Origin of the sequence: Dactylosporangium sp. CA-092794 (assembly GCF_050948465.1) — a bacterium.
Taxonomy (GTDB): domain Bacteria; phylum Actinomycetota; class Actinomycetes; order Mycobacteriales; family Micromonosporaceae; genus Dactylosporangium.
In genome coordinates this window covers 2,979,138-2,993,149 of sequence record NZ_CP192044.1, presented here as the reverse complement: position 1 = coordinate 2,993,149, position 14,012 = coordinate 2,979,138, and the positions used below count along the sequence as shown (strand labels likewise).

Here is a 14,012-nt window from a genome sequence, read left to right as displayed (position 1 = left end):
GAAGGGACACGATGTGCCACCACTCCCGCCGGTCGATCCGCAGGACGCCGCCTGGTCTCAGTGGGGCCCGTATCTGAGCGAGCGCCAGTGGGGCACGGTCCGGGAGGACTACAGCGCCGGCGGCGAGGCCTGGAGCTACCTGCCGCACGACCACGCCCGGTCGCGGGCCTACCGGTGGGGCGAGGACGGGCTGGCCGGGTTCAGCGATCGCGAGCAGCGGCTGTGCCTGGCGCTCGCGCTGTGGAACGGGCACGACCCGATCCTGAAGGAACGGCCGTTCGGGCTGACCGGCCCGGAGGGCAACCACGGCGAGGATGTCAAGGATTATTGGTGGTACCTCGATGCCGTGCCCAGCCACGCCTGGAACCGGTGGCGGTACCACTATCCCCAGGGCGCCTTCCCATATGGCGACCTGGTGGCCGAGAACGGGCGGCGGGGCCGGCACGATCCGGAGTACGAATTGCTCGACACCGGCGCCTTCGACGAGGACCGGTATTGGATCGTCGAGGTGTGCTACGCGAAGGCGAGCCCGTCGGACCTGCTGGTGTCGGTGCGGGTCACCAACGCCGGCCCCGACCCGCAGGTCCTGCACGCCCTGCCGACCGCGTGGTTCCGCAACACCTGGGCCTGGCAACCGGAGGCCGGCAAGCCGGAGCTCTCCGCGGCCGGGCCCGCGACCGTCGCCGTCGCCCACCCGCGCCTGGGCGAGCTGGAGCTGCTCGCCGGGTCGGACCCGACGCTGCTGTTCTGCGACAACGAGACCAATACGCGTCGCCTCTACGGGGTGGGGGGTGCGCCCTACCCGAAGGACGGCATCAACGACCACGTGGTGTCGGGCACGGCCACCGTCAACCCGCAGGGCCGGGGCACCAAGTGCGCGGCCTGGTATCGCCTGGAGGTCGCGCCGGGCGCGACGGCCGAGGTGCGCCTGCGGCTGCGGCCGGCCGGCTCGGGCCCGGACCGCGAGGCGGCGCTGGGGCCGGACTTCGACCGGGTCATGGCGGCCCGCCGCGCGGAGGCCGACGCGTTCTACGCCGGCCTCACCCCCGTCGGCGCGTCCGCCGACGAGGCGGCGGTGATGCGCCAGGCGTTCGCCGGCCTGCTGTGGAGCAAGCAGTTCTATCACTTCGACGTGGCCCGCTGGCTCGACGGCGACGACGGGCTCCCGGCGCCGCCGGACGCCCGGCGAGGCGGGCGCAACGCGCGGTGGCGCAGCTTCGACGCCTTCGACATCATGTCGATGCCCGACAAGTGGGAGTATCCGTGGTTCGCGGCCTGGGACCTCGCGTTCCACTGCGTGGCCCTGGCCCATGTCGACCCGGCCTTCGCCAAGGACCAGATCCTGCTGATCTGCCGCGAGTGGTTCCAGCACCCCAACGGCGCCCTGCCCGCCTACGAGTGGGACTTCGGCGACGTCAACCCGCCGGTGCAGGCGTGGGCGGCGCTGGAGGTGTTCGCCATCGACGGCGGGCGCGACATCGACTTCCTGGCCCGGGTCTTCGACAAGCTGCTGGTGAACTTCACCTGGTGGATCAACCGCGAGGACGCCGACGGCTCCAACGTCTTCGAGGGCGGCTTCCTCGGCCTGGACAACATCGGCCCGCTGGACCGATCGCACCTGCCGGTCGCCGGCAGCCTGGAGCAGGCCGACGCGACCGGCTGGATGGCCGGCTACGCGCTGGCGATGACGACGATGGCGGTGATCCTGCACCGCAGCGGGCAGCGGCCCGGATTCGACCTGGCGCTGAAGTTTCTCGAACACTTCGCCGGCATCCGCCAGGCCATGGACCAGCAGGGCATGTGGGACGAGGCCGACGGGCTCTTCTACGACCGGATCGTCGCCCCCGGCGGCGCCTCCGTGCCGGTGAAGGTGCACTCGATGGTCGGCATCATCCCGATGCTCGCGGTCGCCGTCGTCGACGAGCGGATGGTGGACCCGGCGATCGCCGCGGGCAAGCAGTTCGCCGCGTTCCTCGACCGGCACGGGCTGCTCGACCCGGAGAAGCTCGCCGAGGCGGGCGTCCTGCGCGGCGAGCCCGGCCGCCGGCGGCTGCTGGTGAGCGCCGTCGGCGTCGAGCGGGTCACGCGGCTGCTGCGCACACTCCTTGACCCCGGCGAGTTCCTGTCGCCGCACGGCCTGCGGTCGCTGTCGGCGTTCCACCGCGACCACCCCTACACGGTCGAGGTGCAGGGCGTGCGGGCCACCGTCGACTACGAGCCCGCCGAGTCGACCACCGCCATGTTCGGGGGCAACTCCAACTGGCGGGGGCCGGTGTGGTTCCCGCTGAACTACCTCGCGATCGGCGCACTCGAGCGCTACCACCGCTTCTTCGGCGCGGACCTGACGGTCGAATACCCGACCGGCTCGGGCCGCGAGCTGACCCTTGACGCGGTCGCCGCCGACCTGCGGGCCCGGCTGGTGTCGATCTTCACCGTGGGCCCGGACGGCCGGCGGCCCTGCTTCGGCGGGGTCGAGCGGCTGCAGCGCGACCCGAACTGGAAGGACAACCTCATGTTCCACGAGTACTTCCACGGCGACGACGCCGCCGGGCTGGGCGCGGCACACCAGACCGGATGGACGGGGCTCGTGGCCGACGTCATCCGGCGCCGTCACGGGCTGGTGCCGTCGATCGACGACATCCTGCACGGGCCGGACCCGGCGTGACCGCGGCCCCGGCGATCCCGGCGGTACGCCCCGGCACCGACGCTCCCCTCGGCGCCACGCCCGGCCCGGAGGGGACCAACTTCGCCGTCGTGTCGGCCGCCGACGGCGTGCTGCTGTGCCTGTTCGACGCCGACGGCACCGAGACGCGGCTGCCGCTGCGCGAGCGGGACGGCGAGACGTGGCACGGATTCGTGCCGGGGGTCGGTCCGGGCCAGGCCTACGGCTACCGGGTCACCGGCCCCTACGACCCCGGCCGGGGGATGCGCTGCAACCCGGCCAAGCTGCTGCTGGACCCCTACGCGCGGGCCTTCCACGGCGCCGTGCGCTTCGGGCCCGAACTGCTGGGCCACGCGGCCGACGACCCCGGCGCGCCCAGCCCGCTCGACTCGGCCGCGCACATGCCGCGCAGCCTCGTGGTGGACCTGCCGGCCGGCCGGCCCGAGGCGCGGCCGCGGCACTCGTATGCCGACTCGGTCATCTACGAGGTCCACGTGAAGGGCTTCACCGCGGCCCATCCGGGCGTGCCGGCGCACCTGCGGGGCACCTACGCCGGGCTGGCGCACGACGCCGCGCTCGGCCACCTGGTCGATCTCGGCGTGACCGCGGTGGAGCTGCTGCCGGTGCACCAGAGCGTCCCGGAGGCGTTCCTGCCCGGGCGGGGCCTCACCAACTACTGGGGGTACAACACCATCGGCTACTTCGCGCCGCACGCCGGCTACTCGGCCGCGGTGCGCGCCGGGCGGCCCGGCGGGCAGGTCGCCGAGTTCCGCGCCATGGTCGGCACCCTGCACGCCGCCGGCATCGAGGTCATCCTCGACGTGGTGTTCAACCACACCGCGGAGGGCGACCACCTCGGCCCCACGCTGTGCCACCGCGGGCTGCACAACCCGGCCTACTACCGCCTCGACCCGGCCGACCCGCGCCGGTACGTCGACACCACCGGCACCGGCAACTCGCTCAACGCGGCCAGCCCGGTCACCCTGCAGCTCATCATGGACTCGCTGCGGTACTGGCTCACCGAGATGGGCGTCGACGGCTTCCGCTTCGACCTGGCCCCGACGCTGGCCCGCCAGGAGGGCGGCTTCGACCGGCTGTCGGCCTTCTTCGACCTGGTGGCGCAGGACCCGGTGGTCTCCCGCGCGAAGCTCATCGCCGAGCCGTGGGACGTCGGAGCGATGGACAGCTACGACCTCGGCCGGTTCCCTCCACTGTGGAGCGAATGGAACGGGCGGTACCGCGACACGATGCGCGACTTCTGGCGCAGCCACGACGGGCTGATCGGCGAGTTCGCCACCCGGTTCGCCGGATCGGCGGACCTCTACCGGGCCGGCGGCCGGCGCCCCACCGCGTCGGTCAACTTCGTGACCGTCCACGATGGATTCACGCTGACCGACCTGGTGTCCTACGACCGCAAGCACAACGAGGCCAACGGCGACGACAACCGGGACGGCACCGACGACAACCGCTCGTGGAACTGCGGCGCCGAAGGGCCCAGCACCGACCCAGCCGTGGTGGAACTGCGCGACCGGCAGCGCCGGGCGATCCTCGCCACGCTGCTGCTGTCCTGCGGGGTACCGCTGCTGCTCGGCGGCGACGAGATCTGCCGGACGCAGCGCGGCAACAACAACGCGTACTGCCAGGACAACGAGCTCACCTGGTTCGACTGGTCCGCGCCGGACCGGCGGCTGCTGGGCTTCACCCGCGCGCTGATCCGGCTGCGCCGCGAGCACCCGGTGTTTCGCCGGCGGCGCTTCCTGGCCGGAGCCGAGGCCGACGCGCTGCGATGGTACACCCCGGCGGGGACGGCGATGACGGCCGAGGACTGGCGCGACCCGGGCGCCCGATGCGTCGCCGTGTATCTCGACGGGGCCGACGACCCCGATGCCGGCGCCGACGGCGTGCCGCTCGTCGACGACGACTTCCTGCTGCTGTTCAACGCCTGGTGGGAGCCGCTGGACTTCGTCCTGCCGGCGGCCCGCGCGGGCCAGGCCTGGGAGCCGGTGCTCGACACCTACGAGCCGTCCGGCCACGGCGGCGCCGAGGACGGGCCCGGTCTCGGCGCCGCCGGCGACCGGCTCGCGGTCCGCCCGCGCTCGGTCGTCGTGCTGCGCGGCCGGCCTCCCGCGGCGTGAGCCGGGAGGCAGGCCCGTTCAGGTTCAGGCCGCGGAGTCGATGAGCTTGTTGGCGGCCGCCTCCACCTTGCGGGTCTGCGTGGACAGGACCACCGCCGAGGTGCCGTAGAAGATGCTGAACAGACCGAAGACCGTGGCCAGCGACACCGCGCCGATGTCGGGCCGGATGAACAGCACGATGCCGAAGCCCAGCGACACCAGCCCGGTGATCGCCCACATCGTGCGCTCGCCGGCCGACTCGCCCCGGCGGAACCCGAGCGCCACCTCGACGACACCGGTGATGACCGCCCAGCTCCCGACCCACACGACCAGCACGAGGGCGGTGATGCCGGGCCAGGCCAGCGCGACGATCCCGGCGATGAGCGACAGCACGGCCAGCAGCAGGTAGCCGAAGACCGGGCCGACCCGGGTGCTGCTGAAGGCGCGCAGCGTCTCCATGGCGGCCGCCATGAACGCATACACGGCGAACAGGATGACGAACGCGCCGACGGTGATGCCGGGCCAGGCGACCGAGACGACGCCGATGACGATGGCGATCAGCCCTCGCCACAGCAATGAGGATGACAGAGACATCGGGAACACTCCTTGCGCTGTCGGTTGAAGCCGCCCGCATCACCCTAGGAACGGCGACGGGCCGTCGAATCACCGAATTCCTTAGTCGCGGCGCGTTCCGGCCGTGTCGCGGCGGCGTGACTAGGGATTTCCGGGATGCCGGGGTCCGTCGCCGCTCCCTACGTTGATGGCCGTTACGTCCGTACCCACGCTGAATTGAGGAGGCTGTCATGGCACTGTCGGATGACCTGTCCCGGCTGTCCGTGCGGGCCAAGCAGGCCGAGGACCACGTCGCGGAGGCCAAGACCGAGGCCCGGGACCGGCTCGAGCAGATCGTCGCACAGGCCCGCCAGCAGACCCAGGCGGCGGCGGACAAGCTCCGCACGGACTCGGCGGCGGCCACCGAGCGGGCCGATGCGGCGGCCACCGGCCTGCGTGAGTCGTGGTCCGCGCACCTCGCCGAGGTGCGCTCCCGCATCGACGCGCGCAAGGCCCGCCACGATGCCAACGTGGCCGAGCGCGACGCGGAGGACGCCGAGGACTACGCGGACTTCGCGATCGAGTTCGCCTACTCGGCGATCGAGGAGGCCGAGTACGCGGTCCTCGACGCCGTGCTCTCCCGGGCCGACGCCGACACGGCGGCCGAGGCCGCCGGCTGATTCGCTGCCGGGTGGCGGTGGAGGGCGATGCGCCCCGCACCGCCGCCCGCAGCGGCGGAACCTCGCCGAGGGCGGGCCGCATGCATCGCCACCTCGTGGAACAGGCCCCCCGCTGAGCTCAGGCGGGGGCGCCGCGCGGCACGTCCTCGGCGGCGCCGCGGCGGCGGCGCAGGACGAGCAGGAAGCCGAACAGGAAGCCGCCGACGTGGGCGAAGAAGGCCACGCCGCCGCCGTGGGCCGGCGCGCTGAACAGGCCGAAGTTCGCCTCGATGAGCTGGTACAGGAACCAGGCGCCGAAGAAGACCCACGCCGACAGCCGGGCCGGGAAGATGCCGAACAGCCCCCGCACCTGCGACCTCGGGTAGAGCACGACGTAGGCGCCCAGGACGGCCGCGATCGCCCCGCTCGCGCCGAGGTTGGGCACCTGGGCGTCGGCCGCCGAGCCGGCCAGCAGCGTCATCACCGTCTGGGTCGCGCTCGCGACGAGCCCTCCGGCCAGATAGAAGGCCAGGTAACCGAGGCGGCCGAAGGCGTCTTCGACGTTCTTGCCGAAGATGACCAGAAACAGCATGTTGCCGAGGATGTGGTCCCAGCTGCCGTGCAGAAACATCGCCGTCAACCAGCTGATGCCCCACGGCTCAGGGCTGTGGCAGGCCCGGACCACCGCACACGGGTAGAACGACGCGTGGCTGACCGCCCCGTCGAGATCCGGGATCTCGTAGAAGAACCACACGATGAAATTCGCGGCGACGATTGCGACATTGACGACCGGAAAGCGCCGGGCCGGCATGCCATCGGAAAGTGGAAGCATACCGGGCAGTCTCGGCAGGGCGGCCGCCGCGTCGCATCCCGGAGATGCCCAGTCGCCGGCCTCCTCGGGATCAGCCCGCGGGACCGGCGCGGACCGCTTCCGCTTCCCGTTCATCCGGTTCCGCGTCCGCTTCGAGGGCCACGATCGTCGGGGACATGGCCACCTTGATCGTCGCGGCGATCGGGATCGCCATGACCGCGCCGGCCAGGCCGAGCAGGCTCCCGCCGAGCAGGGCGACCAGCAGCACCGCGGCCGAGGGCATGTCGACGGTGTTGCGGAAGATCCGCGGGACGAGCAGATAGTTTTCCACCGGTTGGTACAGGATGAAGAAGGCGACCAGGACGATGCTCTTCGGCCACAGCCCCACGGTGAGCAGCGAGACGAGGACGCACACGGTCGCGCCGAGCGTCGCGCCGATCATCGGGATGAGATCGGCGATCGCCACCGTCACGGCCAGCGGCAGCGCGAACGGGACCCGCAGCAGTTCCAGGCACAGAAAGCTCGCGCCGCCGGCGAAGGCGGAGATGGTGAGATTACCGATCATGTAGCCGCCGACCTTGTCGACCATGATGTCCACGATCTCGCCGACCCGGCCGCGCCGCCGGCGCGGGAACGACCTGATCAGATACCGGCGCAGGCGCGGCATGTCGGCCATGAAGTACATCGTCAGGACCAGCACCGTGCCGGCGGATGCCAGGGTGCCGATGAACTGCTGGAAGAAGCCGACCGCGCCGCCGGCGAGCATGCCCGGCAGGCCCTCGGCCAGCCCGGTCAGCCGGTCCGTCAGGTGGTAGCGGTCGGTGACCTCCCGGACCGCCTTGGAGTCGTCCGACAGCTGCTGCAGATACCCGGGCAGGTCGTGGACGAGCCGGTTGCCCTGGTCGATGATCGGCGGCACGACCGACCAGATGAACGCCGCGGTCAGCAGGACCAGGGCCCCGAAGACGACCGCGACGGCGCTCGAGCGCGGCATCCCCCGCCGCATCAGCCAGCGCACCAGCGGATCGAGGCTGACCGACAGGAACAGGGCCAGCACCACGATCACGAGAATGGTGCGCACGATGTAGACGCCGTATGCGGCCAGCAGCACCAGGAGCACGCCGCACGTGCCGGCGGCGGCCCAGCGGAACACCACGCCCGGTGGCACCCGCGCGGCCGGCGGCGTCGCCGGGTCTTCGTCGTCCGCCATCGCTGCCCAACCTCCCGGTCGCGGCCCGAGGTCGCCGCGAGGCAAAGCTAAAGCGCGCGGCGGACCGCTCGAATCACCGAACACCCCAGGACGGCGCCGCGGCGGGCTCGTCGAGCACGGCGTGGACGAGCTGCGTGCGGGAGGTCACGCCGACCTTGCGGTAGACCTTCTGCAGGTGATACTCGACGGTGTTGAGGCTGATGAAGAGCTGGGCCGCGATCTGGCGGTTGGCGAAGCCGTCCACGACCAGCCGCGCGACCTGCGCCTCCTGCGGCGTGAGCCGCTCGGTGGCCGCGCCGGTGCGCTTGCTGACCTGCTCGCCGGTGGCCAGCAGCTCGCTGTGCGCCCGCCGCTCGAAGGCCTCGAACCACAGCGCGCCGAACATGTCCCGGGCGGTGCGCAACTGCTCGCGGGCGTCGCGGCGACGGCGCCGGCGGCGCAGCCACTCGCCGTAGAGCAGGTGGGCCCGGGCCAGCTGGGCCGCCCCGTCCCCCAGGTGCTCGATCGCCTCCCGGTAGAGGCCCTCGGCGTCGGCGGCGCCGGCCAGCAGCGCGCGGGAGCGGGCGAGCAGCCCGGCCGCCAGCGGTGTCCCGGCGGCGTGGGCCCGGCCGGCGAAGCGTTCCAGGGCCGACCCGGCCGCGGCGCGGTCCCCGGCGCGGGCGGCGGCCTCCACCAGATCGGGCAGGACGAGCGTGCCGAAGCACACGGCGTCGTCCCGGTACACCTCCAGGGCGGCCGTCAGCGCCGCCTGATAGCGGCCCAGGCCCAGCTCGAGAATGGTCAGCGCGCACCGCGCGACGGTGCCGCCGAGCCCGGTGACCGGCTCCGCGGCCGCCGCCCGGGTCTCGGCCTCCCGCCCGTGCCAGGCGAGCACCAGCAGGTCCCGGCCGGACCCGCCGCCGAGTCCGGCCGCCGCGGCGCCGGGTGGCTCGTCCCAGCCGGCCGCGAGCCGGCGGATCGCGAGCGCCCGCTGCGCCTCGTCGTCCATCAGCTCGCCGGCGGCCCAGCCGCCCATCGCCAGGAGCCGGGGCGCCGGGCCGCCGGCGCCCGAACCGATGCCCGAGCCCATGCCCGAGCCGATGTCCGAACCCATGCCGGGGCCGGTGGTCAGCCGCGCGACGGCCTCGCGCAGGTCCGCGACGGCCGCCCGGTAGCCGACCGTCAGCCGCGTCGCGAAGCCGCACAGCAGCAGGTCCTCGACGGTCGGCGGCGACGGCGCGGCGACGGGGCGGCTCCGGGCCGCCGCGGCGATGTCGGGCAGGGCGCCGGTGCCGGCCACGATCCCGGCGTACATGGCGTCCAGCAGGGTGCGCCGCGCCCGCGCGGGATCGGCGGCCCCGATCTGCCGGGCGGCCCGCAGCAGCGCCGCCGGCGCCTCGTCGAACCGGCCCCGGGCCAGGCTGACGGCGGCCCGTAGCTCTACGATCCGGACCCGTCCCGGCGGCCCCGCCACCGCCGGGTCGGCCCGGTCCAGCAGCGCCTCCGCGCGCACCGGCGCGCCCGCCGACAGCTCGGCGACGGCGCCGTCGAGCAGCCGGCCCGCGCGCCGGGTCTCGTCGGGCGTCAGCTCGGCGGCCCGGGTGAGCAGCGCCGCCTCGGCCGGGTGGTCGCCGCGCCCCCGGGCCTGCGCCGCCGAGCGGGCGAGCTCGGCCGCCACCCGCTCGTCGGGCCCGGCGGTGGCCGCGGCCAGGTGCCAGGCGTAGCGGTCCGGGTCCTGCCAGGGGTCGACGACGGCGGCCAGGGCGGCGTGCACGCGCCGGCGGTCGTGGGGAGACGCGCCGTGGTAGATCGCCGAGCGGGCCAGCGGGTGGCGGAACGCGACGGTCTCGCCGCCCGCCAGCAGCCCGGCGGCCTCGGCCGGGCCGGCCGCGCCGGGGCCGAGGCCGAGCCGGGCGGCCGCGCCGGGCAGCAGGGCCGGGCCGCCCTCGGGCTCGGCCGCGGCGAGCAGCAGCAGCGTGCGGGTGTCGGGCGGCAGCGCGCCCATCCGGCGCAGGAACTGCCGCTGGAGCCGGCCGCTGATCGGCAGCGGCCCCCGCGCGGGCGCGGGCCGGTCGCCGACGAGCCGCCGGCCGAACTCGACGAGCGCCAGGGGGTTGCCGCCGGCCTCCGCGACGATCCGCCGGGCGACGCGCTGGTGCGGCGGGCCGCCGGCGACCGACGCCAGCAGCCGGTGCGCGTCGCGCTCGGGCAGGCCGCGCAGCCGGATGTCGGGCAGACCGTCCAGGGGCCGGCCGCGCATGGCCGGCTCACGCACGGCGATCAGGAACGCGATCGGTTCGGTCGTCAGCCGGCGTACCAGAAAAGCGAGCGACTCTGTCGTGGCCCGGTCGAGCCAGTGCGCGTCGTCCACCACCACCAGCAGTGGCCGGTCCGCCGCCGCGTCGGTGAGCGCGGCGCGCACGGCGAGGCCGACCACGCACCGGTCGGGGCTCGGGGCGGCGATCAGGCCGAAGGCGGCCCGCAGGGCGTCGTGCCGGTCCGCGGGCAGCCGGTCGAGTTCGGCGGCGAACGGGGTCAGCAGCCGGTGCAGCGCGGCGAAGTCGAGCTCCGTCTCCGACTCGATACCGGCCAGCCGGACGACGTGCATGCCGGCGGCCCGCCCGACCGCGTGCTCCAGCAGCGCGGTCCGGCCGATCCCCAGCTCCCCCCGCAGCACCAGCACGCCGCCGGCACCGGCCCGCGCCCCGGCCAGCACACGGTCGATCGCCCCACGCTCCTCGTGCCGGTCGAGCAGCCTGCGGTCCGACGTCGCCACGCCCCCCTTACGTGGAGCCCGGCAGACCGGTTCATCTCAGCTTTCGTCGCTCCGGTCCGGGTCGGTGGCCAGCGGCAGCGGCTGGGCGGCCCGCTCGTAGGCCTCGGCGACGACCCGCTCGAAGTCGACGCCGCCGTCGAAGAGCCCATGCGCCGCCGCGCCCGCGGGCAGGAATTCGCCGAACGCCGCGACGGCCGCGCGACGGGCCTGCGTCCGCGCGTCGGCGATGGTTTCCACCAGCAGCCGGCCGAGCTCGGCCGGTGGCATCGTGCGGAAGGCGTGGGTCGGGAACCTGACCTCCATGACGTCGCCCCCCGCGTCGACGACGACCGTCACGGCCCGGCTCTTGGCGGTGACCGTGGTCCGCACCGCCTCCAGGTCGCGCTGCGCCGCCCGTACCCCTTTCATGGTCGCCTCGAACTCCGCGAGAGCCTGCTCCACCTGATCGCTCACCGTGTCTCCTCTCCGGGGCGGCCTGATTGCACCCCCCTTACGCGGTGGCGGGCAGACCGGTTCACGCCGACCGGACTGAACCGATCGCGCGCGGCGCTCGTGAAGGGCACGGACATCGACCCGAGGAGACACGGTGAGCGGCACCAACCCGTGGCGTCGGCTGCACGACGCCTTCCGAAACCGCAGGATCGGGACCCGGCGTGCGATCGCCTGGGGCCTGCCGGCGCTGTGCCTGACGGGCACGGTGATCGGGCTGAGCGTGGCCTCGGCGGAGGGCGGTCACCCGGGGCGGGTCCCGACGCCCGGCCAGGCCGAGGCGATCGCGGCGGCGGCCGGCTCCTGCCCGGCACTCACGCCGGCCCGGCTGGCCGGCCAGGTGATGGCCAACTCCGGGTTCGACGCGCGGACCCGCGGCAACGGCGGCGGGGAGGGCATCGCCGGGCTCAACTCCGCGGCGTTCACGCGCTGGGCGCCGTGGCCGGACGCCAACCGGGGCGACGAGGCGGCCAACATCGTGGCGCTGGCCCACCAGATGTGCGACCTGGTGGGCAACCTGCGCCTGGCCGGGGTCGGCGGCGACCCGTGGCGCATGGCCCTCGCCGCCTACCGGACCTCGTTCGACGACGTCATCGCCACCGCGGAGGTGCCCGCGTCCGCGCGGGCGTATGTGAACCAGGTGGCCGCGTACGCCGACTGGTACGGGGCCCTGACCGACCTACACGGCACGCCCGGCCCGTCCCCGTCGGTCCCGGGTCCGGCCTCGGCCGCCGCCGGGAGGACGGCGCTCGCCGACGCGAGCCGCGGCCCCGCGACCGCCGGCCCCTCGCCGTCCCGGCCCGCGGTTGTCAGCGCTCGCCCGTCGTCGGTCGCTGCGGCGGCGGCGCCCGCGACCACCCCGACGCGGGGTCCGACACAGAAGCTGTCGGTCAACCGGCCCTCCCGGGCGTCGAGCATCCAGGAGGCCGGGACCGAGCCGCAGTGGGCGTTCGACACCAACTACACCAGCACCCGGTGGGCCAGCGCCTACGCCGACAACCAGTGGCTCTGGGTCGACCTGGGCGGCACCTACACGGTCACGAGCGTGATCCTGCGCTGGGAGAACGCCTACGCGAAGTCATATGACGTCCAGGTTTCGGTCGAGGGTACCGCCTGGACGACCATCTACACCGACACGAACGGCAACGGCGGGGACGATCACATCGCCGTTCCGCCCAGCGCCGCGCACTTCGTCCGGCTGCGCTGCCACGTGCGCGGCACCAAGTTCGGATTCTCGCTCTACGACTTCGAGGCGCTCGGCTACTGAGCCATGCCGGACCGGCATGGCGTGGTGGAATATCGGCATTGGCCAGGCACCCGAGTCGTGATGCAGGGTCGACTCGACCTGACGGAGGGGCGGACATCGTGCGGCACTACGACCTGGTGATCATCGGTGCGGGCAGCGGCAACATGCTGCCGGACGGCGAGCTGCTCAAACTCCGCACGGCGATCGTCGAGCAGGACCGCTTCGGCGGTACCTGCCTCAACCGCGGCTGCATCCCGACCAAGATGCTGGTCGTCGCCGCCGACGCGGCGGCCGGCGCCCGCAACGCCGCCCGGCTCGGGGTGCACGCCACCGTGGAGCGGGTCGACTGGAAGGCCATCCAGGAGCGGATTTTCGGCCGGATCGACCCGCTGCACGACGCGGCCGTGCGGTACCGCCGCGAGAACGGCATCGACGTCTACACCGAACCCTCCCGTTTCGTCGCGCCGAAGGTGCTGCAGATCGGCGAGGAACAGATCACGGCCGACACGTTTGTGGTCGCCACCGGCTCGCGTCCGGTGGTGCCCGAGATCCCCGGCCTCGACACCGTGCCGTATCACACCTCGGACACGATCCTGCGCGTCGACGAGCTACCGGCGTCGATGATCGTGATCGGCGGCGGGTTCATCGCCGCGGAGCTGAGCCACGTGTTCGAGTCGTTCGGCTGCCCGGTGACCATCGTGCAGCGCGGCGAGCGGCTGCTCATGGCGGAGGACGAGCAGGTGTCGGCGCGGTACACCGAGCTGGCCGCCCAGCGGCACCGGGTGCTGCTCGACGCCACCGTCACCGCCGTCTCCCCCGGTGCCGCCGGTGTCGCGGTGACGGTCGACGGCCCGGCCGGGATTCAAGTCCTCGAGGCGGAGACGCTGCTGGTGTGCGTGGGCCGCCGGCCCAACAGCGACCGGCTCGACGCGGCCGCCGGCGGGCTGGCGCTGGACCAGCACGGCCACATCGCCACCGACCCGGAATACCGCACGTCGGTGCCCGGCGTCTGGGCGCTCGGCGACGCGGCGAACCATTTCCAGCTCAAGCACATGGCCAACGCGGAGGTCCGGGTGGTCCGGCACAACCTGGTGCATCCGCACGACACGCGGACGCTGGGCAACCGAGCCGCGCCGCACGCGGTCTTCACCGATCCGCAGATCGCCTCGGTAGGCCTCACCGAGCAGGACGCCCGGGCCCGGGGCATCGAGCACGTCGTGAGCGTGCGGCGGTATGCCGACGCCGCCTACGGCTGGGCGCTGGAGGACACGACCGGCTTCGTGAAGGTCCTCGCCGACCCGGCCGAGCGCACCATCCTCGGCGCCCACATCATCGGCCCGCAGGCGGCGACGCTGATCCAGCCGCTGATCCAGGCCATGACCCTGGGCAACACCGTGGACCAGGTCGCGAAGGACGTGCTCTACATCCACCCGGCCCTGACCGAGGTCGTCGAGCAGGCGCTGCTCGGCCTGTGACCGCGCCGCCCTGACCGCGCACCGCCGGGGCGCGGGCGG

Annotated in this window: 10 protein-coding genes; 5 read left to right on the top strand and 5 right to left on the bottom strand. The window is 73.7% G+C overall.

Annotated features, from left to right (window positions below; translation table 11 throughout):
- Positions 1–13 precede the first annotated feature (13 nt).
- Complete coding sequence (locus tag ACQPXD_RS13000) at positions 14–2,665, top strand: MGH1-like glycoside hydrolase domain-containing protein (RefSeq protein WP_432838064.1); 2,652 nt, start codon at positions 14–16, stop codon at positions 2,663–2,665.
- Positions 2,662–4,797: a glycogen debranching protein GlgX gene (gene glgX / locus ACQPXD_RS12995; protein ID WP_432838062.1), complete on the top strand. Its 2,136-nt coding sequence runs from the start codon at positions 2,662–2,664 to the stop codon at positions 4,795–4,797. The genes ACQPXD_RS13000 and glgX overlap by 4 nt, the downstream gene beginning before the upstream one ends.
- Positions 4,798–4,821: 24 nt before the next feature.
- Here the strand turns inward: glgX and ACQPXD_RS12990 are convergent, their stop codons facing one another.
- A complete protein-coding gene (locus ACQPXD_RS12990; RefSeq protein ID WP_432838060.1) occupies positions 4,822–5,370 on the bottom strand; it encodes an HdeD family acid-resistance protein in 549 nt (182 codons plus the stop codon).
- 209 nt (positions 5,371–5,579) lie between these two features.
- Between ACQPXD_RS12990 and ACQPXD_RS12985 the strand changes: the two genes are divergently transcribed.
- The gene (locus tag ACQPXD_RS12985) at positions 5,580–6,008 is read left to right on the top strand and encodes a hypothetical protein (RefSeq protein ID WP_432838058.1); all 429 of its coding nucleotides are present in this window, start codon (positions 5,580–5,582) and stop codon (positions 6,006–6,008) included.
- A 118-nt stretch (positions 6,009–6,126) separates the two neighbouring features.
- Here ACQPXD_RS12985 and ACQPXD_RS12980 read toward each other — a convergent pair whose 3' ends face one another.
- From ACQPXD_RS12980 to ACQPXD_RS12965, 4 genes are all read right to left on the bottom strand, one after another.
- Complete coding sequence (locus ACQPXD_RS12980) at positions 6,127–6,819, bottom strand: rhomboid family intramembrane serine protease (RefSeq protein WP_432838056.1); 693 nt, start codon at positions 6,817–6,819, stop codon at positions 6,127–6,129.
- A 70-nt stretch (positions 6,820–6,889) separates the two neighbouring features.
- Complete coding sequence (locus tag ACQPXD_RS12975; RefSeq protein WP_432838054.1) at positions 6,890–8,008, bottom strand: AI-2E family transporter; 1,119 nt, start codon at positions 8,006–8,008, stop codon at positions 6,890–6,892.
- Between the two features lie 73 nt (positions 8,009–8,081).
- Positions 8,082–10,763, bottom strand: a complete 2,682-nt coding sequence (locus tag ACQPXD_RS12970; protein ID WP_432838052.1) for an ATP-binding protein — start codon at positions 10,761–10,763, stop codon at positions 8,082–8,084.
- A gap of 36 nt (positions 10,764–10,799) precedes the next feature.
- Entirely contained in the window at positions 10,800–11,216 is a 417-nt protein-coding gene (locus ACQPXD_RS12965) for a YbaB/EbfC family nucleoid-associated protein (protein ID WP_432838050.1), read from the bottom strand.
- Between the two features lie 133 nt (positions 11,217–11,349).
- On the opposite strand from ACQPXD_RS12965, the gene ACQPXD_RS12960 reads away from it, so the two are divergent.
- Together ACQPXD_RS12960 and ACQPXD_RS12955 are read left to right on the top strand one after the other, a co-directional pair.
- A complete protein-coding gene (locus ACQPXD_RS12960) occupies positions 11,350–12,519 on the top strand; it encodes a discoidin domain-containing protein (RefSeq protein WP_432838048.1) in 1,170 nt (389 codons plus the stop codon).
- Positions 12,520–12,617: 98 nt separating this feature from the next.
- Positions 12,618–13,973 (top strand): mycothione reductase, encoded by a 1,356-nt coding sequence (locus ACQPXD_RS12955; RefSeq protein ID WP_432838046.1) that lies wholly within the window; start codon positions 12,618–12,620, stop codon positions 13,971–13,973.
- Positions 13,974–14,012: the final 39 nt, after the last annotated feature.

Excerpts from the sequence above, each read along its gene's own strand:
- ACQPXD_RS12990 (WP_432838060.1), bottom strand. The coding sequence starts at position 5,370 with ATGTCTCTGTCATCCTCATTGCTGTGGCGAGGGCTGATCGCCATCGTC.
- ACQPXD_RS12980 (WP_432838056.1), bottom strand. The coding sequence starts at position 6,819 with ATGCTTCCACTTTCCGATGGCATGCCGGCCCGGCGCTTTCCGGTCGTC.
- ACQPXD_RS12985 (WP_432838058.1), top strand. The coding sequence starts at position 5,580 with ATGGCACTGTCGGATGACCTGTCCCGGCTGTCCGTGCGGGCCAAGCAG.
- ACQPXD_RS12975 (WP_432838054.1), bottom strand. The coding sequence starts at position 8,008 with ATGGCGGACGACGAAGACCCGGCGACGCCGCCGGCCGCGCGGGTGCCA.